The sequence below is a fragment of the Dyadobacter sp. CY312 genome (genome assembly GCF_021390535.1).
Lineage (GTDB): Bacteria > Bacteroidota > Bacteroidia > Cytophagales > Spirosomataceae > Dyadobacter.
Window position 1 is genome coordinate 198,266 of sequence record NZ_JAJUXG010000014.1, and the last position, 21,822, is coordinate 220,087.

Annotated in this window: 11 protein-coding genes; 4 read left to right on the forward strand and 7 right to left on the reverse strand. The window is 41.4% G+C overall.

The features are described from left to right. The first annotated feature begins 621 nt into the window (after positions 1–621). Positions 622–4,659, forward strand: a complete 4,038-nt coding sequence (locus LZG71_RS20585; RefSeq protein WP_233823558.1) for a hybrid sensor histidine kinase/response regulator transcription factor — start codon at positions 622–624, stop codon at positions 4,657–4,659. A 160-nt stretch (positions 4,660–4,819) separates the two neighbouring features. On the opposite strand, the gene LZG71_RS20590 is transcribed toward LZG71_RS20585, so the two are convergent. The 6 genes from LZG71_RS20590 to LZG71_RS20615 form a co-directional block, all read right to left on the reverse strand. Further along, on the reverse strand, positions 4,820–5,020 hold the full coding sequence (locus LZG71_RS20590) for a hypothetical protein (protein ID WP_233823559.1): 201 nt from the start codon (positions 5,018–5,020) through the stop codon (positions 4,820–4,822). Positions 5,021–5,582: 562 nt separating this feature from the next. After that, positions 5,583–6,230 (reverse strand): response regulator transcription factor, encoded by a 648-nt coding sequence (locus LZG71_RS20595; protein WP_233823561.1) that lies wholly within the window; start codon positions 6,228–6,230, stop codon positions 5,583–5,585. A gap of 292 nt (positions 6,231–6,522) precedes the next feature. Then, complete coding sequence (locus LZG71_RS20600; RefSeq protein ID WP_233823563.1) at positions 6,523–10,233, reverse strand: T9SS type A sorting domain-containing protein; 3,711 nt, start codon at positions 10,231–10,233, stop codon at positions 6,523–6,525. Between the two features lie 1,854 nt (positions 10,234–12,087). Next, positions 12,088–12,333 carry a PadR family transcriptional regulator gene (locus tag LZG71_RS20605; protein ID WP_409013646.1) on the reverse strand — a complete coding sequence of 82 codons (246 nt, stop codon included), beginning with the start codon at positions 12,331–12,333 and terminating at the stop codon, positions 12,088–12,090. Between the two features lie 356 nt (positions 12,334–12,689). Beyond that, positions 12,690–15,908 (reverse strand): T9SS type A sorting domain-containing protein, encoded by a 3,219-nt coding sequence (locus LZG71_RS20610; RefSeq protein WP_233823565.1) that lies wholly within the window; start codon positions 15,906–15,908, stop codon positions 12,690–12,692. 318 nt (positions 15,909–16,226) lie between these two features. Beyond that, complete coding sequence (locus LZG71_RS20615) at positions 16,227–16,856, reverse strand: TetR/AcrR family transcriptional regulator (protein WP_233823567.1); 630 nt, start codon at positions 16,854–16,856, stop codon at positions 16,227–16,229. 1,683 nt (positions 16,857–18,539) lie between these two features. Here LZG71_RS20615 and LZG71_RS20620 point away from each other — a divergent pair. From LZG71_RS20620 to LZG71_RS20630, 3 genes are all read left to right on the forward strand, one after another. After that, a complete protein-coding gene (locus LZG71_RS20620; protein WP_233823569.1) occupies positions 18,540–19,100 on the forward strand; it encodes an AraC family transcriptional regulator in 561 nt (186 codons plus the stop codon). Between the two features lie 99 nt (positions 19,101–19,199). After that, complete coding sequence (locus LZG71_RS20625; RefSeq protein WP_233823571.1) at positions 19,200–20,432, forward strand: ice-binding family protein; 1,233 nt, start codon at positions 19,200–19,202, stop codon at positions 20,430–20,432. A 186-nt stretch (positions 20,433–20,618) separates the two neighbouring features. Beyond that, on the forward strand, positions 20,619–20,849 hold the full coding sequence (locus tag LZG71_RS20630; RefSeq protein ID WP_233823572.1) for a hypothetical protein: 231 nt from the start codon (positions 20,619–20,621) through the stop codon (positions 20,847–20,849). 107 nt (positions 20,850–20,956) lie between these two features. On the opposite strand, the gene LZG71_RS20635 is transcribed toward LZG71_RS20630, so the two are convergent. Beyond that, positions 20,957–21,436 (reverse strand): alpha/beta fold hydrolase, encoded by a 480-nt coding sequence (locus tag LZG71_RS20635; protein WP_233823574.1) that lies wholly within the window; start codon positions 21,434–21,436, stop codon positions 20,957–20,959. Between the last annotated feature and the right edge of the window lie 386 nt (positions 21,437–21,822).

Consider the following 21,822-nt stretch of genomic DNA (forward strand, 5'->3'; position numbering starts at 1 on the left):
ACAATCCCGACTAAAAAGAGGAATATTCTTAACATTTCGGGAATTCTCCTGTCATTCCAAGCACGAATGGCTTATTGAGACTTATAAAGCAGAAGAAGGAGACTGTTATCTCACCTGAAAACCAATCCTACTGCGTGACGCTGACACAATGATCCGGCCCTGGTGAAACCTGCCGAAAAAAATACCTGGATCATTGAATACGGACTCCCGCATCACCTCTGCGCAAACCTAACTCAACAGCCAGAAAACGCATTCAATTGCTTGTAAACAGGCCCCTATTAAAGACCGAAGAGGTAATATATTTTAAGCGCGTCAGAACAAACTAACAGATAGAATATAATCTGTTCGGTCGCCAAAAAACTGGTAAATTATCAAAAGGTCACAGTAACAACGAAAGTCAAAAGGTAGACAATCCTTAAATTTCGGTAGACAATCCTTAAAAAGTCAACAATATGATGCTATCCTGCGTGACTTATTGAATATTCAGTCGTACCAGAAATACATTTCATAGTATAATTTTATCTAAATTTATTCTTTCAAATTATCTCTATGAAATCATTTACAATAGACGAAAAATCCGTCTATTGTAAGCCGTTGTTAACTTAAATATCCCTGTCTGTTTTGAAACTGAAACTCTATCTGATAATAACAATTTGTATCGTAGCCAGGTTGGACTGCCAGGCAGAAACTGCCGCCGACAAGGGTAGCGGGGTGGGAACATTCTACCATTTAACCACAAAGGATGGGCTATCTAACAACACCGTTATTGCTATTACACAAGATTCCCGGGGTTTCATTTGGATGGGGACACCAGTAGGGCTCAACCGCTACGATGGAAAACAGATAATTCAATACAAAAATGAGGAAGGGAACCCAAAAAGCTTGTCGTCCTCAAGTATTGTTTCATTGCTTGCAGAAAATAACGGAAACCTCTGGATTGGAACCAGTGAAGGTCTCAACTATTATAATCGCATCACTGATTCATTTCAACGTATATATCTGAATGGTTATCCAACGAAATTCTCCCCCAAAAACCGAATAGATGCGATTGCCAAAGACAGTAAGGGACGAATATGGATTGGAACCTCCCAGGGGCTTTTCTGCAAATCGGACACCGCTACAATGAAGTTTACCAGATTCCTGTTTGGCAAAAAAGCGATTGACAACAGTATTGTAAAAAGTATCTGTGAAGACCATGCAAAAAACGTATGGGTTGGCACCAGGAATGGCCTTATAAAACTATACAATAAAAAAGGCTCAACGCAGCAACTGGAATACGTCATGTACCGAAGGAATGCCAAGAACAATCTCAGCGACAATGACATTTATGCCGTCGCATCAGACAGCCTTAACAACTTGTGGATTGGAACCAATAACGGTGGGCTTAATCTGTTTGACTACCCTAATGAAAGATTTACGACTTTGCCCAGTCCTACATGGAGTATAAATCACCTGATGACCGACAAACAAGGGCAACTTTGGATTGCCGGCCCCAATCAAGTAACAGTCATGAATACTTCATCTGGCAAACAGACGACATTTCGTCATGATAGCAACAATAGCCTCAGCCTGGGTAGCGAACATAGCCTGTGCGTTTTTGAAGACCGTTCAGGCTCAATTTGGACTGGCACATATTATGGAGGTGCAAGCGTCTCACATCTTGCCGATGTACCGTTTCAAACCAAAAAAACATGCATCTCTAATAGTGATATGGTTACTACTGTGACAGGGCATAAAAACGGTGAACTGCTCATCGGGACAGAGCTTGGACTCTGCCAAAGCAAGTCCGGCGCCGGAATCGGCGATAAATATTTCACACAGATTACCGGTATCAAAACAGCGATTATTGGTAAAGATGGAAGTGTGTGGGCAGGCTCTTCGAATAGCGGCTTGTCGCACATAAGGAACGGAAAGCTGATCAAAACATTTAGTAACAGCCCAAATGACACTACTTCTCTCAGTTCTAATTACGTGTTAAGTCTTCTTGAAGATGGCAGAGGCCGTATCTGGGCTGGAACGCACTGGGGACTTGATCTGCTGGACATAAACACGGGTTCATTTTCACATCTCAATGACAAAACATCCCTGGCAATTAAAGGCTCTGTGAACAAGCTTTTCGAGGATTCCAAACATAATATTTGGATAGGGACCAGCCAGGGCGTAGGTCTTTTAAATTACGATTCAAATGACTTCAAGTGGTTTCAGACAGTATCGCAGCGATCCACCTGGGCGTACTGGGAAAACACCGTTACGGATATCTTTGAAGACAGCAACGGGCAGATCTGGATAGGGACATACAGCGGCGGCCTGAAACGATATGATCCCGCGAAAAATTCACTTATCCCCTGCCTTGCCAGCGGGATGCCGAAAGATGTCACCAACGTGATTGAAGATAATAAGAAAAACCTTTGGCTTACCTCCAATGACCTTCTTTACAAACTCGACCCAATCAGCAAAAAGGTTAGAGTCTATAACTTTCATGATAGAATCCCGGGCTATCAACTTAGTGAACGTTCATCATATAAAAACCAGAAAGGGGAATTGTTTTTCGGAACAAACCGCGGCTTATTGTACTTTAATCCTGAAAATGTAAGAGATAATCCTAATCCGCCACCCCTTGCATTTACCTTCCTGAGTATTTTCAACACCAAAAGAAAAGGGTTCAAAAAAAACGAAACACAATCAGAAAGAAGCCTTGACGGAATAGAAAATCTGACACTGAATTACTGGGAAGATTCCTTCAAGATAGGCTTCGCGGTACTTAATTTTGTTAAGCCGAATAAAAATAAATACGCCTACAAACTGGAAGGGATAGACAATGAATGGACCTATCCTGAGACTTCTTCTGTTATTTTCAACCGGCTTCCATCCGGTGATTACACTTTACTGGTAAAAGGAGCAAATAACGATGGAATATGGAGTGAAAAACCAATACGTATAAATATACACGTATTACCTCCCTGGTGGAGAACATGGTGGGCATACTTAATATACACAGGTATACTGGCTTTCCTGATATTTATACTGCTCAGATTCTTTTGGCTAAGAGCTACGCTTGGTAAGGAAAAAGAACTCCACAGACAAAAACTGGATTTCTTCACCAACGTCAGCCATGAAATTCGTTCACACCTGATGCTGATTTCAGGGCCCGTTGAAAAATTAATCAAATCGGAAAAACTCAGCAGGGATGTACATCGTCAACTCGGATATATTCAGGATAACTCTCTGCGCCTGTCGGGACTGGTGAAGGAACTTATGGATTTCAGAAAAGCTGAAAGTGCCAATCAGAGACTGAATGTCACCAATAACGATCTGGTACCCTATCTGAGAAATATATTTACTGCTTTCAGCCAGCTTGCCGAATTACGAAATGTCAAATCTTTGTTTGTAACAGATGCGGAAACAATAGAATGCTGGTTGGATACCGAGCAATTTGAGAAAACGATATACAACCTGCTTTCCAATGCATATAAATTCACACCAGATCAGGGATATGTAAAACTGGAATTAAAAAGCCACGGTGAGGTAATCAATATCAGCGTTACGGATAATGGAAAAGGCATTGCAGCAGAAAACCTCAAAAAGATATTCGTCAGTTATTTTCAGGTGTCAGATTCCGGACTTCAAAATACGGGTCACGGCCTCGGACTTGCTCTTTCAAAGAGCATAGTAGAACTACACAAAGGCACAATGACGGCAGAAAGTACACAAGCGACCCAAGCGACGGAAGGTCGCACAACTTTTACTATAACATTACGAAAAGGGAAAGATCATTTCAGTATGGACCAAATTGCTGATCTTGATCTTAGAAATGCACTATCAAGTCAATTTACCATAAACGATCTCTCATCGGAAAACCTACATACTGCAACTATCAAAAAGGAAAGATATACGATCCTCTTAGCCGAAAATCATGTTGAATTCCGAAACCTGATCCGCGATATGTTAAGTGAAACTTACGAGATCATTTCCTGTGGCAATGGCAAGGAAGCCTACAATGCGGCTATTTCACAAATTCCAGACGTGATCATCAGCGACATAATCATGCCTGAAATGGATGGATTAGAGCTATGCAAGCGGATAAAAACGCATGAAACTACATCTCACATTCCTATGGTTCTGCTTACCGCACACGATTCGCAAGAATATGAGCTCAACGGTTTTAAACATGGGGCGGATGCGTACATTTCAAAACCGTTCAGACTGGAAATTCTCCTGTTAAAGATCAGGAATCTCTTATCCGCAAGACAAGCAATACAAAAGAAATTTAGCAGCAAGATTCTGTTCGAGCCGGGAAATGAGGTTGTGGTAAACAATAAGGAAGAACAGTTTATTGACACGATCCTAAAATTTGTTGAGGAAAATATGGACAACCCGCAATTTTCAATAGCCGCACTCGCCAAACATATGGGAATGAGCGAACCCGTATTGTACAAAAAAATAAGGGCGCTTTTGAATATGACTGTCAATGACTTTATAAAAACAATCAGGCTTAAAAGAGCGGCAAAAATGCTTAAAGAAGGACTATCTCCTGCCGAAGTTTCAGTATCGGTAGGCTACGCCGACCAAAAGTACTTTGGTCGGGAATTCAAAAAAACATTTGGGGTTTCGCCTGGAAAGTGGAATAGCACACCGGCTCAGGAGCTTAGCGAAGACTAACACCAGCCCCAGGCAATGTTACTATCTAGAATAATCCCATTTTTATGGTCTGGTTCAGGAAATGTTTATAAAATTCATGAACCAGACCACATTGGCTGCGCTCTCTCAGAAAAATTTCCGTTACAGATAATCTGGATTTCTTTCTTTACCTCTTTCCTTTTCAAAGAATTAGATACTCCATAGCCGGATCGTTCAGTATCCGTTCCATCTGATAGGTAACGATATCCTCCACATCCTCCTTAATTTGAATGTAGTTTTGGATGCAGCAAATCCGGAAAATTATCAAAACTATTGCCCCGGAAGCCAGTGTGGAGAATTCGGATAGTGTGACCACCGGATTCCGTGGTAGACTGACCATCATAGATTATTACTCTATATGAATTAAATGACTTTCAATCATTCATTTAAACTGGTCAATTTCAACCGAAACGATGTGTCCTTAATTTCCGAATTGAAGTAGTCAATGGCTCCGAATTCTCCAATTAGTCGAAATAACGTGTCTATCCGACGAACCTGTATTGTCTGGTAGGCTTTTCGGCAAGCCAGTTAATTATTGTGGTTACAGAACTTGTTCCAGTTATTTGGAAGCAGTTGACAAAGTTTTTTGTGTTTAGGGGATTGTATCCTTTCGAATACGTCCGTGGGCCACTCCTGCTGAATCCGATACAAAAAGTACTGGCAGTTGTGAGATAAAATCAGCATCTTAAAGAACAAGTAGCCTGATAAAAATGCATCCATTATGCTACCATCCGGCATAGTGACGCGCCCGATTTCTTATGCATTGAATGCTTTTTATAAAACGCTATTGCCCCTAATGCAACATTAATAGTATTACGGTGGGATTTCCCGGGGGGATAGGCTGTACTTTTAGGTTAATCTGATTCTTCCTTTCAAAAGCAATTCTATAAATACGGATTATATTTCTACCGTATAACCTCCTTAAGTGATACCACATTATCAACCTCAAGTTTTTTGAAAATATTGGCTTTGATCGCGCTGATGGTGGATACTTTCCTGCCAAAGGTTTGGGCAATTAAGGAAGTTTTCATACCCTGACTTAGATACTGAGCGATTTCATGCTCATGTGAGGTGAGCGTTGAATTTCTTTTTTTCTCTCTCTTTTTGAGATCAGGACAATTTTTCAACAGCAGGTCTATCAACACTTCACTGTTTACATATTTTTTCCCATTTAAAACATCTGTGATACAAATCATTAATTCATTCAAGTCATTTGTTTTAGAAAGGTAACCCTTGACATCGCTTCGAAGATAATTTATCAGCATCTCGGAATTAACCTGTTCATCGTATACGATTAGACTTACACCAGGGAAAAATTGCTTCATCCTGTTTATAAGCCCCGGATTTTCTGGGACCGTGACCTGATTAATACCAACAATTATCAGATCTACCGTTAAATCCGGACCAGGCGTATCAATGGACTTAAAGTTATCCAATTCAAAGATATCCGAATCAGAATAGTGATCTCGGAGTAGCAGACTCAACCCCTTGCGTATAATGGGGTATTCATCAATAATTAAAATTCTCATAACCTGAATTTCTGATAATTTCAAACATGCCTTGCTTACCAGGTGATTATCTTCAAAATAAACAGATGCGGGTCAATGCCCCGTGTCTCGGCCAGATGCAGGCATCAAGGTATTCAAATCTGCAACCCACATAAGTACATTTCCCGGTTTCGGATCAGCAGCGAAGATAGATTCACAACTCTGGACTCTACTATTTTTGCAGAATTGGCAATGTAGGTTCTCACCGACCGGGATGATGTAAAAAGGTCATTCCCGGACTTCCGGGAATGCCTTTTTACTTACATCATGTGCCAGTATAATATCAACCTGGTTTTACCTACCTGCTAATCAGTATCTTGTAGGTTGAAATATTACCATTTTTCTCCACAATCCTGACCGTATACAAACCAGTTGGCAAATGTTGAACATTAATACCATCAGCATTAACCTTCACTGATTCATATACACTTAACCCGCTATTGTTAAGAATCGATAGCTGTTTCACTTCCCCCAGAGTCAGATTCTGTATAAATAACAGATTCGTTACCGGGTTTGGATAAAGGCTGACCGCTTTTAGGTTGTCAAAATTTACACTTCTGATTCTGCTAAAAGCGAACGTAGCATCGCGGTCAACCATTCTGAGACGGTAGTAGTTGATACCCTCAACAGGTGTAGTGTGTGTATAGTTGTAGTTATTTAAGCCCTTGCTATCGCCATTGGATTTAACCTCGGCTACCGTTTTCCAGTTCCTTGCGTCGGCGCTATGTTGAACCTCGAAGGAATCACTGTTTACTTCTTCCGTAGTTGCCCAGTTCAACCTGGCCGACAATCCTTCCTTCTGCACATCAAACCCTGTAAGTTTTACGGGTAGAGGAGTACAAGGCAGTGATGGATCTGCTACAGATGTCCTTGTATCCACAAATGCGCCGTATACATCAACATATTGATCGAGTGCCCCCACAAGAGAGCCAACAGAAATTTTTACTTCATCAAAAGGCAAGGTTGCTGTGAAACCGGGATTGTAGAAGTCTGTAGGTGTTCCAAACCATTGAACAAGTACACTCAGATCAAACAAAGAACCATCGCTTTGGGATTCCTGCTGCACACCGTCAAGGAAAGTGGTGATGGTGATACCTGTAAACAATCCCCCGGAAAATATGAACGGGTTTTTCTTAATAGTGAATCCCGCAAAAGTTCCAACAGGATAAGTCGCCGAGGTTGTCGCCACCGCAACAGAGCCAGTCGCCAGGCCACTTGCAGAGTTGTAAATACGGGCATAGTCAGTCAGACTGCTTGAAACTGCATCCCATGCGTTGTCGACTTTGCAAGCCCCGCAGACAGCACCCGTAAATCCGGTATTGGCCGCATCTATCACCGCCGAATTATTAGGATTTGTTAAATAATAAGTAGCACTGCACGGTATAGCTTCAATACAGGAAGTCTGTATATAAGGACGATAAATTTCAACTGTTCCCAGGTTCACCGAGCCAATTTGGGATATACTCAATTGGATTTCATCGAATGAGGTTTTTGAAATGATCCCTACAATTTGTCTGTCATCTCCACCAGTGAGGACATCTGACGACGCAGCGGCAAGCAAGGCAGTACCTGTTCCATCCTGGACTTTAACGCCATCGTTCCATAAACTGATTGTAATACTTCCGGCAACCGAAGCCGAGAACAGGCTTGAGCTCTTGATATCAAACCCTGCAAATGTTCCAGCCGGATAGGTTGCGATAGCATTTGCGACAGATATAGAAGAAGTCGCTGCCGCCCCACCAACCATAATTAACGAAGCGGGCGTGGTTGCTACCGAGTTGACAATATTCTCTGAGTCGTTGATACTACATCCTACGCAAAGTGCAGAATTTATTCCTGTATTTTTGGCGTTGACATAAACCGGATAAGTTGGATTGCCAATGGAAGTAAGCACATTACATGTGAGCGGAGCGTCACAGAATTTTCTGATCACCGCTGCATAGACCCGAACATCTCCAAGGTTAACGCTTGGTCCTTTGGTTAGTTCAAACTTAACACCTGTGAACGGAAGGCTTGCAAGGAAACCGACCGTCTGACGGCCCGTACCACTCACAATACTGGAAGACAGGGCTACAAGATTACCGGAGGTTGAAAAACTCTCCACTACATCACCTGCTGAATTTAAAGTACTTATAGTGATATTATCCAGGAAGCCAACACCTGCAAAATTAGGGTTTTCAATATCGAAACCGGCAAACGTATTGGCAGGATAAAGGTTGCCTCCATCCTGAACTGCAATCGAGGCCGTTACAGCGCCCGATGCCAGGGTAGATATGGTCGCAAAGTTGGCGTCATTGTCATCAACAACGTTATTCAGATCATTTATCACATTGTTGACCGATGCTCCTGAATTTATACCGGTATGACGTGCATCAGTAAAGACAGGAAAATTGTCTCTTGCCAAAGGTTGTGTGGTGTTGCACGCATCATCAAAGGTTGGACAGAAGCGTTCGATAACTGCGTTATAAACCCTCACTTCTGAAAAGAGGCTTCCACTCACCACTGTTCCTATTGAATAACGCACCTCCGTAAACGGCATCGTCGTTTTAAACCCGATAAGGTATCTTCCTGAACTATTTAAAAAAGTACCACCCAATATACCTCCATCCGAGAAAGATTCCTGTTCAACCCCATTTGCGTCGTGAGTGGAAATAATATTCCGGACTACACCTGCCGCTGTGGCCACGTTCACATTTTCAATTTCGAAGCCTATAAAGGTACCCGAAGGATAACCACCGGTTTGCTGCGATTTTACTCCAATGTAAAGCGAAGAGATACCAGACAGAGTCTGTTCGATTGTGGCATAGTTGTCGGCATCATTGTCGACGACAGCCTCCTGATTTTGCACACTGCAGTTCAGACAGCCAATTGCTGCCACGTTTGTTGTACTGTATACGGGATAGTTGAGGTTTGTGCCGTCTCCTTCATGCAGATAAGTTTGCGTATTACAAGCTGCATTGGCGATCGGGTTATCACAAAAGCGTTTGATAACAGGATATTGGACTGTGATCGTTGAAATAAGGCTCACACCCACGCCCAATACAGAATAACGTATTTCATCAAAATCTACATCCGGAACAAAGCCAACGGTCACAGAGCCGTCCACAGAAAGTAAAGAGGCTGCTGCTAATTGTCCGGATGTGGCTGTAAACACCAGCTCATCGTTACGATAAGCTGTCAGGCTTCCCAAATCCAACAGGCTTCCACCTATAAGGTTACTCGAAGAAATTTTAAACCCTGCAAACGTACCGGCAGGATATTCTACGTACTCATCTTTTACCCTCACTGTATATGTTAACGCCAGACCAGCGGTAATAAATGAAGAGACCGTAGCTGTACTGGCATCTTCCAGATTAGTCAGGTCTGTTTGTATTGGCAGTATATTTCCCTGCCAGAAACCTAAACCGGTTCCGTAGGCATCCAGTCCGGGGCCGATAAGAGGAGTGGCCGTATTGCAGGCGAAGGTACGGGTGTAGCGTTTGAGATAACCCGTTTTAACCTGATAGGTGCTGTTGGGCGAACCTGAGACAGCTGTGATGTTACTGGATATTGATAATCGGACTTCATCAAATTCTTCATAGGCGTGCATGGAAACTTCCGTAGCGTAACTTGTGGTTGAGGTCTCCTGCAATACACTTCCTTTATATGTGCTGATGGTAATGGTAGTGGTTCCAAAGCCAGGAAAAAGCCCTCCACTTTGAGTTCTGTCAATATGAAAACCAACTTCGTAACCCGTGCTGGCCGTTGTTCTGTAAATGTTACCATCTGTTAATGACACGGTTCCCGATAAGCTACCCGTGCCCGATCTGCTAAGACTTGCAAAGTCAGTTGTATTGGTATTAGTAATATTACCCGTATTGGTCCAGCTGCTTTGAGGATTTCCTTGTGTTACTGCTGCAGTGACAGTACCAAAACCGGGACTAACTCCCCCACCGGTGATCCAGCTTGTTTCTGCACCACCAGCAGGAACTTTATCATCCTGTGCATATACAGGTGATAATGATAGCAAAACTAAGAAAAGGCTTGAGGAACAAGTGAGGCGCACACCTCTTTTTATATACGTTAACTCTAAATAGCTTTCAATGTGCTTTCGGTAACAGACTTTTTTCGCTTTCCTTATTTGAAAAGGGTTACTTTGCGGTTCTGATTGTTGTAGTATTCTTTCCATCGATTTATTCGTTTGAAATTACTTTAAAGAAATTGCCGTGATTTTAATTGCCAAGCGATGTCTTCGATAAAAAAGGCTTATCTGCACGTTGAGAGCTCCCTATAACCAAATCCGGTTCTCAGTCTTCGTTTTACATCAGATTAGTTCATGTCTTTGTATTTTGTTACCTGGTTGTAATTTGGTGGGTTAAGCAACTGATGTTTTTTACTCTTATCTACATACGCAGCCAAAGCTTTGCTTTCGATCCGTGTTTACAGACTCCCATTTTCAAGAAAGTACTTTCTTGAAGAGCATGTGCGTTTTAACATTCCTGGTCAAATACCTGGGTCATGGCAAAGCTGATATTGGTAACCACATTATCCAGAGCGCAACATTCTACTCTTCAATTATTTATTGAAAAGACCTTCAAATCAAAAAGGGCATAACACATCAGGGTAATAAACCAAGGGACAACATGTCATCCAATCCAGTGTCAGAAAAATTTATGAGTACCTATGATAAAACTACCTTCAGTAAATCAGATTACTTGTGTACAAATAATGATAAGAACAACGAAAGACACATCATATGCTTTTGTTAACAAAACATAATGTCATGCAAGAACTGAGTCTTGCTAAAAGTTCAGAAAGCACAATTCAGTCATATTACACTGAATTTCCCCACTAATTAATGGGTTGAGTAGAAGCGGTGCATACTTGCGAAATTTGCAAACAAATTTATATCCCATATTAAATATAAGCTTCTACAAATCATGGCATAATTACTATACATACAAGGGAAGTCTTCTAAACTCTATTCTAATAGGAAGACAAAACAAAAATACAGATAATTCTATTATTTCAAAATTTATTGTTAATTAAATTTCTATGTATATAAAATTAAAATATCAGCGTTACAATGATTTTCTCATACATATAGCCATGTTTACCAATCTGTACAATGAAAGGAGCATGATTGATCACAGAGGCAAAACGAAATCTGAAAAATGTGGACTTCCGGGCTTTGCTAAGAAAAGGCGCTTTGGTCAATAAATCTTACTTAGCGGCCTTGGGCGCTATAAAATGGCGTCCCCCGGCGTGGTTTCCGAATGTGGGTCAGAAAAGGTGCCTCAATATCATCTATATTTTGTTTCAATAAAATGTTAACATAGAACCTGATGTCAAGAGCTGAACTGGACAGACCAGGTAACCTGCAAGCTGCTAACCGTTGGAATCACTCCAATTTAGATTTTGCAGTTTTTAAAGATCTTTGCTTATTCGCTAACAGAACATAACATTTACCAGCATTACAACTATCTTTTGACTGTCTGTTTTTCTTCCAAAATAAGGAAATTTTCATTGTGGAAATAAAACGTAATGCCCGCCGGTCGCGGCTACCAAAAGACAAGCCCGGCGAGGGTTTGCTCTTCATAAGAGAAGGCAGAATTAAGCTGATTACGTCCCTTTTGTAGCGCCACCTGCCCCGGCGGTATGTCCAAGATCATAACACACTGCTCAAATAATTCATGCAGGCCACCTTCCAGTTCGTTCGCCAAACACGCCGGACATACACCTTTCAGCAGGACCGTCGCTTATCGAGGCGATAATTTCGGATTTTGGTTTGGATCGGTTCATGACCTGGCTATTTTTGGAATGTTATCCTACATTTGGTTACGAAGCTGCCTGATTTCTTCCAGCGCCCGGCGTCCCAATGCTGTCACCAGGTAGAGTCTAGTCTTTTACTCCTCCCACCCTGCCCGCCGGTCGCTCCACCCATTTCGCATTTGACCAGACCTTCTTCTTCAAGCCGGTGCAGGAAAGTATGCACCGCACCCAGATTCACCCAGCGATCTGACTGGTGTTCAGTTTCATTGACCACAGCTGCTTCATACGCATAGCCAGTCCGGATTGCAACGGCTAGCAACACCACTTCTTCAAATTGACCCAGGTAGGTTCCTTTCACAACACTCGTATTAGTTATGTAAATACTTTTGCTGGTTCCTGAAAAGTGATTACAATGCTGTCAGAAGAATTTGACTTTATTTGTTGCTGACCAGCGCTCAAAAAATTCTTCGATAGTGACCACCATTGGGGAGTTTAGCAGGAAGTAATGAATAATACGAGTCCGGGGAGTTTTGAAATTGCACGTTAAATTTCAACTTCATTGTTGAGCACCTCGAATTAGGTTTGAAACATTAAATTCTATCCACTAAAAGCAAAACAGGGCCGATTACGGCCCTGTTTTGTGCATCAATAAAATTTAAAAACAACATCAAATCATTGAAGAACTACAATTTCAGGTAACCACTTGCATTTCAACTAGTGGGCGATTATCACTTTTTTTGACAATATAGTTTCACCGTTAAAAATCTGTAATATGTAGGTTCCGGTGGCGATCATGTTCACGTCCAGATTGTGCCTACCTTCCTTATAGGGCACCTTTGTGAATCGGTGGACAATCCTGCCACTTAGATCTAAAAGATTAAACTTAGCTTCTTGCGAACTATTCTTTACTAGCAACACCTGACTGACTGGATTTGGAAATATTTCAACCAGACTCTTATTTCCCTTTATAACAACACTTCTAATCCGGCTATACGAATACGATCCATCTAAATCTATATTCTTCAAACGATAAAGAAGCTCTCCCGTTTGCAGATCATAATCCTTGAAGCTGTACGCACGCAGATCATACGTCGTTTCCTCATTACCCATGGATTTGACAAAACCAATACTAATCCACTGATTTGCGTCTAAGCTCCTTTCTATGGAGAATCCGCTGGATTTGGATTCGTATGTTGTCTCCCAATCCAGTTGCACATGGTTTTCATGGCTAACCGCAGTAAATCGCGAAAGTGTTACTGGCAAAGGTTTACAATCTACCACCACATTGATCTGGTTGCTAGCCAGTATACAATCATTGAGGTAGATATTTGAAGAGTAGGTACCGTTATCAGCAGGGAACTGAATATCGTTTACAGTTAGCTGATTTGCTGTCTGTCCACTAATGGGGTTACCATCCTTATACCATTGGTAAGTTGCCCCAGGTATCTGGCTTACTGATAGCATCATAGTATCGCCCGGACAGAACTTTTGAGCAGAGCTGCCTATCGGATAGCTTGTCTCGACTCCGGATGTAGAGCGCTGTGTCCCTGATCCGCATTCATCTGTTGCTACCACAATATACTGGATGCTGGCTGAAACGTTATTGAAAATGTAGGAAGCCTGGGGTCCCCCTAGCTGATTTCCATCTGCTACACTATTCTGAAATAAAGTGTAGGTATAAGTGCCTGACCCCTGAGAGGCAGGTGCCACCAGTGTTGCAGCATTGGGGGAGCCATTACAACCGGCTAACACACGAGCGGCGGGAATTGTAATGGGCTTAAAGCCCAGATACAGTGTTTTTTCAATCATACGGCAGGAATCCGAGTTTACAAAAGCCTGAACGGTATAAGTCCCCGGTGGAATTCCGCTTAAAATCCGGGTCGTGGTCATACTTGTCAGATCCGTTGTGAACGTTGAACCAGTGCTCTGAACTGTATTATCAGAATTAATTAATCTCACCATCCATGCTCCGGAAAATGGCGTACTGTATACGCTTCCATTGATGTTCACACCTTTATTACTGCTTTTGGAAGTAAATTCCACAGTTCCATTACATTCTATGGAGTAATCAAAATCTACATCAAGCAAAGCTTGTTCTGGAATAGAGATTGAAGCTGTTGTAGTTCTGGGACAATCTGTTCCAATAGAATCTACCAGGCGAAAGCTGTAATCTCCGGCGATCATATTATACAGTAAAGGATCATATATAACATTGTCAGTCCACCCCTCCAATAAAAATGAAGCAGGCAAACCAGCTCCGGCAGGTTGATTTAATACCTCCACATACACGGGGCGCCCCTCGGTAATGTGGCTCGTATTGTTACCGCCCGGCCAAAACCCTATCGATATTTTGCCCGCACATGCGTTATAATCATTTCGGGCTTCCACTTTTACTTCAAACGGTCTCTGCGTAATAGTTGCAGTTCCCTGGGTTTCACGTACACAATTTTCGTTCAGGCTGTCTTTAACAGTATATGTATAAGTCCCGAATGGCAGATGGTCAAAACGGACACCTGTGCCATTGTTTATACTCACACCATCAGGAAACGGTTGAGCAGAGACAGGACCGTCTGTGATCCTGACTGTGACAAGGCCAACAGATACAACACCTACGTATAAATCCCCCGTACAACTGGTTGCATTCATGACCGAATTTGATTGAATCAATCCTGTAAAAGCAGGTACATTAATCGTTGAAGTTATGGTGTCTGCGCAAATGGCAAATTTGACCTGGTAGGATTCATCCCTTTTAAGACTGAAGGTATATCTTTGATCCAGATATGGCAAGGTCTCCCAGTTAGCTCCATTGTCGACAGAAAACGATATATCGGTTTTAAAATAAGGAATTCCCCCTGATACAAATGGATCTCCATAACTGAAAGCCGGAGTATAAGTAACACTATCGCATTTATCGCTATTATAGTTCTGTAAATTTACCTGCAAGCTACCAGGATTGGCAATGGTTTGCTCAAACTCGCTGACCGTACCACACATGTCCTTATAGTATATTTTAACAGATACCGGCCATTGGACAGATGACGGGAATGGCTGAGATGCATCATAATTCGCATCCAGCTTGCTGATAACTGTATTGAATCTAAGATACGGAAAAGCACTGTTTACCGTCAGGACCGGAATTGAGTCCACGCTGTTGTCCGGCCACTTGATCCAGCTCCGCTCAATATTTTGCCCGGAGACTGGTGTTGTATTGTAAAAGCTGTAAGTCATTGCCAACGAATCACAATGAATTCTGGCAACAGATGTACCGTTTAGAATTGCAGTTCTGGTTTCCGATTCTACAGTTCTTTCAATAGTTTGATAGTTTCCGCAGTCATCATATACCCGCACGTAATAAGTTCCGGCGCATAGGTCGTTGAAGATGTTATCGGTCTGTTTAGGACGCACATAGTTTGAAGCAATATCTACCGCATTCAAGCTATTTACCAGTGCAAATTTAGGAATCAGAGCCCAGTTCGAAGAGTAGGCATCAGCATAAATATTGCCGTTACAGCAATTAACCGCGGGACTGGGATACGCATCGAAGTTGCTGATTGTACCACCAGTTTGATTTACAACATTCGCATACAGCTTGAGTGTGTCACCCGTTCCCGTTGGGCATACTGTTCTGACATACACCTGATACTGTCCACTGACAACGTTAGAAAAAGTACTGTCGTCTTGCCATCCCTGCACCTCAACCGCCGATGTAGTGTAAAGTGCAAACTGGTAGATATTGGGGGCAGCTGCGGATGGCGTAATACCTGACAACTTAATTTGTCCATTGCCGGGACAGGTTTCGTTGACGATGGCAGTATTACCAATATTTGTCGGTGAGACGCATTGGCCATGGGTTTCTAACACCAAAAAAAATAAGAATGCAACTGCGCATAAAGCCAGGCGAACCCGCCATCGAATAGTGGAAATATTTTCCATTAATTAGTAGTTTGTTGATGAATAAATGAAAATAGAATAATTGCTATTATTATATTAATCAATACTGGTAATTATTCAGAAGACTGAAATTATATAATTGATATAATACTGTAAATCACAAATATTTCGCAAAAGTATGTTGCCTCCTTTTTAAAAACGGTAACATGCTAAAAAAATATTCTATGATGTATTTTATTACGTAGCTAGTTGACTACATAAGGTTAGGAAATACCGGACACCTGACCGTCAAAAACACGATGCCGCTGGATCTGTAGGTCCAACGGCATCGTGCAAACTTTAAAATCTCATAGATCTCTGTCAAGATCCCCCTCTTTCGTAGGCCCAGTCCACGGCTTGTTTAATGGTTCTAATTACCTCCTGCATATCCGCCTCTCTATTAATGTCGATCCCGCAAAATGAGCTTCCGGTAACCTTGGCGTTCAGAACCATTAGATAAATGCCGGAAACAAATACCGCCGATAAAGCACGGAAATTGATCCCCGAACCTGCAAAATGTTTGTCAGTCATTTCAAGAATATCCTCCCCTGCTCTTTCCCGTGAATCAGCTATTGACCTCGAAATATCGTTTGCTTCATTTAATTGCCAGCGAATCATCTGTTGCATTTCTTTATCCCCATAAAAATAATTCATATGGTTTTCCAGAATATGCTTGATCAATTCTTGCCCCGAATCATCTTTACCTGTTTCAATCATCTTCTCCACATCTACCAAAGAAGTTATCCAATAATCCTTTTGAAGCAAATAGGCCTTAAAAAGCTCTTGTACGTTACCGAAATACCGATAAACAAGGGTTTTGCTTACACCAGCCAAGTTAGCAATCCTTGGAGCACTCAGACCTGTATACCCTTTGCTCATAAAGATTTCACCGGTTGCCTGTATCAATCTTCTTTTCGTTTCTTCTTTGTCTTTTTTGAAAGGAGTTTCCATCAGTTATTCATTTTCAAAGCTAAGGATGTAGTTATTTTTCAACTTGCACATCACTCATTGATGCATACTTACAAATCCTAAAATTTATCGGCAACAGGAGTATCAAAGCAATTTATTTCTTGACAACGATTTTTTGATTTATAGTCGCACCAATTTCCCATCGACTGTTCTCCGGATGATAACAAAGAAGCAATCTTGTTCTGTTCACCTGAAAATGTTTCTGATTTCGTAAGGCCCGTGTCTTGGCTTAGATAAATGCGATATTAAAAATTGACATCCAAATTTATGAGAATATTTCCCAATTAAGCATTTTTCTCCTCGTACCAAACCAGGGCGACTCAATTCGAATTTGAGACGCCCTGGTTTTATCAGCCCCATAACAAGCCCTCATCAGCAAAAGAGTAATGGGTGAAATTAAAAGATTGTACAAAAAGTACCATCTCCTAGCAACCCCGGAGAATTCGGATGGCTTGACCACCTGATTCCGTGGCAGATCGCCCACCAACACACTATTGTTATTCAGTAGGCAAAGACATATAAATCAATTATTTAGCATGGTCAATTTCAACCGAAACGACATGTCCTCAATTTCCGAATTGTGGTGATCTGTGGCTCCGAATTCTCCACCAGTGTCCACTAGATATAAAATTCGCTCCCATTTTCTTCAAAAAAGCCATTTTTATTCAGCTTTCAGCACTATGTCTTTCATAGCATTCTGGTTTCAAGAATATATAGTTCGCAGTGTATAATCTTCTATAAAAGGATTTCAGAAATGGCTTCAATGCTAACGATACTGGTTTGAATAGACCTCCCTTTTTAACATGATAAGCCAAGTGATCTTCCAATGTAGTTGTTTATAAAGGTAATAGCAATGGAATTGCAAGAACAAAGAGTTGCAGGCCTGGAAATGGAACAGCGTTTCAGATCGGGTAATCCTGAGACCTTTTTGTTTCAAGTTTTTTTTCCAAGCCGACTGCCATATCGCTTCAAACATAAACTCGATCCGTATATTATGCTTTGCGTAATCATCACCTTCATTGAACATTACCCAGACAATGCAGTCTGTTAAATTCTCATCATCAAATAGCATTTTTTTCATACCGTCTGAAATTTACGTCAAAAGGATGTAAAATTTCTCTTTGAAAAGAGTATTTCCATTTTGAAAATATCAGTATTAATTCAATTGCTGATTCGAGGGTTATATACACCTGGATACCAATAGATTAAGAAGCACCTGTGACTCGTTTTGAGTATTTATAGGGACGATACGAGATGTTTTTCTATTGATTATCCCATGTCGGGAATCAGAACACAGCTCTCATTGGGACTTTAATCGTATACGTTTTGTGTTCTCATCCTTTGTGGCGCGGCTATTTGACAATTATCTGCCTGTCCTGGGCAATAATTCACCCGATTGTTGTTTTTCTTTATTGACATTAAACTATCATGGCACAGTTGTTTTAGTGTTAAGATAGAACTACTTCTACTATCGTAAGTTAATGTTACCGTTCTCGAGAAAGCACTTTAACCAGATCTTGTAACGGTTAATTAACTCGCTGTTCAGACCATTTTTGACTGGATTGGTATCCCCACCATTAAAAGTTATCCTTTCCAAAAGTTCTTGCCACGGTCGCAGAAATTCTGCTGACGGACTCTGACGTAATCGATATTATAAAAAACACGATGAAACTATACATCAAATGCATGGTAGGTATTCACTGCAAAATGCTGGTGCATGACATACTGGAAAAAAGCGGGTTACATTCGGGAGCTATCGAGCTCGGTGAAGTTGAGATTCTTGAAAATATGACAACCGAGCAGCGGCATCTGTTAAAGTTCATGCTGGTAAAATCTGGATTTGATCTAATAGAGGACAAAAAGGCAATTCTGGTAGAAAAAATAAAGCATGTAATCGTGCATATGGTACATTTTGCTGATGATCTGCCGAATACAAAGAACTCAAATTATCTGAGCGAAAATCTGAATAAAGACTATCGTTATCTGGCAAAAGTATTCTCAGAATCTACCGGAACAACGATCGAGCGGTACATCATTGCCCAGAAGATAGAGCGGGTGAAGGAATATCTTCTATACAACGAGATGAACCTCACACAAATATCCTATGTGTTAAACTATTGTAGTGTGGCACATTTATCCAATCAGTTTAAGAAACTGACAGGTGTTTCTCCATCGGGTTACAAACAGCTCGGGCGCAATAAAAGGATACCTCTTGAAAACTTGTAAAATTGTGCAACTAATAAGCACAATTACGCAATCAAAACGGATAACAATTCAATCACCTTTGATGAGGTAGAAACTAATCTATCTGTTATCCAAATTTATATGTCACGATTATTACTATTAGTTCTGTCAATGGTCACGGTAGTCTCTTTTGCCAACGTCTGTGGCGCACAGGTAGCCCCCGATTTAGGTGCCGCTTCCAGCTACGCTTTATTTACCAACGCCGGAGCATTTACAAGCGACGGAGCAACGGTTGTGACAGGTGATATCGGTACCAATGCGGGAGCATTTACCGGTTTTCCTGTGGGAGTAGTCATTGGAGAGACCCACGTAGCTGACCTTGTTTCTGCACAGGTGGCACTGGACGTATCGGCTGCTTACGATGAATTGACGCCTCAGAGTTGTGACGTCGTGTTAGGAACAACTTTGGGGAATGGGCAAGTGCTTACCCCGAACGTTTATTGCCTTGGAGGTGCTTCAACGCTGAACGGAAACCTGATTTTAAATGGCGGAGGTGTTGCGGGTGGAATATTCATTATAAAAATCAATGGGGCGTTGAGTGCAAATGCATTTTCAAGCGTTACTTTAACAAATATGGCTTCACTGGATAATGTCTACTGGCAGATAAACGGCAGACTGGATCTGGCGGCTAGTGCTGTGTTCAGGGGTACAGTACTTGCCGCAGGGGCCATCGAGCTGATGGACGCTTCTTCGCTGATAGGCAGAGGCCTGACGACGGCAGGAGCGATTTCGCTGCACACCAATATCGTAACAAATCCTCAGGCTGCGTTACCGGTGACCTTAACAAGCTTTACAGTAAAAAAGGATGAGGGGCAAAAAGCAATACTTTCCTGGACGACAACAGCGGAGACCAACAGCGATCGTTTCGAAGTTCAGCACAGTATGACTGGAAAAGTATGGAAGAAACTGGGAACTGTAACAGCAAACGGAGAAAGCAGCATGATGATGAGTTATGCATTTACAGACGAAATCCCGGGAAACGGGAACAATTTGTATCGGCTTAAAATGATCGATAGAGACGAGAGTTTTTCGTATAGCAGCATCCGTAGTGTCGCGTTTTCGATTGCAGTGAAAATGATCATATATCCGAACCCGGCCATTGATTTACTGACTTTGGAAGTAGATGACATGAGCCAGATAAGACAGATACAGTTAAATGATGTTACGGGAAAAACGATGTACATCAAAGCTAAAACCGGCCTTCAAAATTTGTCTGCTCATTTGGATGTGAAGGACCTTCCGGCCGGTATCTATCTGGTGAGAATTACGAGTGAAACAGGAACCGTATCCTCATTGAAAATTTTAAAACACTAATTGAATTTACGCTATACACACCTGAGTTTGATCAATAACCTCTTTTTTTAGATGCTCCTGATATTTTCGGGCTTAGAAGAGAATTACAGACTGTGAAGGAGGGATAAAAATATCTGACCATATAACTTATTCAATCATTCGAATTCAATCATACCAAGTATTCTTAAGGGGTATTCATGACTTCTAATGAGAACTATTGCAGTTATTTTCCTGATTACACTGCTGCGCAGCAACATGATGGGGTTGTCCGCAGCAGTGTTGAACATGGATCAGGAGTATGCGATTGCAACTGCTCATTGGCCTGCAAGTAAAATACTGATTATCAAAATATATCATTCCATTCTTGCTGACTCAGTCCGTTTAGAGGTTAATAGTTATGAGGTTTTGATGGTATCAAAAATCAGTTGTACAAAGTAATCAGTTGCGTATATCAAAATGACCGTTTTCAAGTAGCATTACACTAACCTTTTGAGAAAGCGATCATCAAGAGTAACTTAGCTTATAATTAACTTCTTTGAATAAAATCATCTCCTCAATAGATGCCTTCGATAGAAATCTGCTATTTCCTTAATGACCAAACCTGGCTTATCGTCAGAAATATTGTGTGAGCTACCTTCCGCTAATATTAGTCTCCGGTTTTTATATCCATTGACCAAATTCCGCTGGTCATTTTTAAACCGCTCATTTTTGTTTGAATCCTGAAAAGGTCCGATCTCTGCCATAACGTCCAATATAGGAATACTGTCAGACAATAGTACCTGTCTAACATAATCACTAGTGCGTTCCATGTTGGCGAGCAGGTGGTATAAGCTTAAATTATCAGGTTCAAAATCTTTACGACTATACATTTCAAAGATCTTTTTGGCGAATTTCATATCCTGGTAAGACGGTATCCGTGGGTCTAGTAAGATAATCCCCTTTACCTGTTTTGGATGCCGTGCTGCAAATACCCGGTTATAAAATCCACCTAATGAATGCCCGACCAAAAGAAATTTCGCGTCCAAATAGCCAAATTTTTCCAGTGCAGCCTCTAAGCTCTTAATTTATTGAAGGATAGTGAAGTTTGCTGTGTCAAGGCTACTCTTACCAAAACCAGCACGATCATAAGTTATAACAGTTGCTCGAAGTTGACGATGAACAGGATCAGCAATTGAATCCCATTGCGTAGCATCCAGCCCACCGCCAGATTCTAAGAGTATTGGGGGGATTCCCCTTTAAAATTCTGAAATGAAGGTTAAAAGGTGGTACATCTATCAAAGTATCGATCGTCTGAGCATTTGCAATTACAGTTATGAATAGAAGGATTATTAAGTTCTTGAAAAGCATCATAAATCATAATAGAATAAGTATAGACAGGCTCAATATAGTAGGTCAGTGAGTTAAAAAAAAC

Coding starts and splice junctions, on each gene's coding strand:
- LZG71_RS20630 (WP_233823572.1), top strand. CDS start 20,619: ATGAGAACTATTGCAGTTATTTTCCTGATTACACTGCTGCGCAGCAAC.
- LZG71_RS20610 (WP_233823565.1), bottom strand. CDS start 15,908: ATGGAAAATATTTCCACTATTCGATGGCGGGTTCGCCTGGCTTTATGC.
- LZG71_RS20590 (WP_233823559.1), bottom strand. CDS start 5,020: ATGATGGTCAGTCTACCACGGAATCCGGTGGTCACACTATCCGAATTC.
- LZG71_RS20620 (WP_233823569.1), top strand. CDS start 18,540: ATGAAACTATACATCAAATGCATGGTAGGTATTCACTGCAAAATGCTG.
- LZG71_RS20615 (WP_233823567.1), bottom strand. CDS start 16,856: ATGGAAACTCCTTTCAAAAAAGACAAAGAAGAAACGAAAAGAAGATTG.
- LZG71_RS20625 (WP_233823571.1), top strand. CDS start 19,200: ATGTCACGATTATTACTATTAGTTCTGTCAATGGTCACGGTAGTCTCT.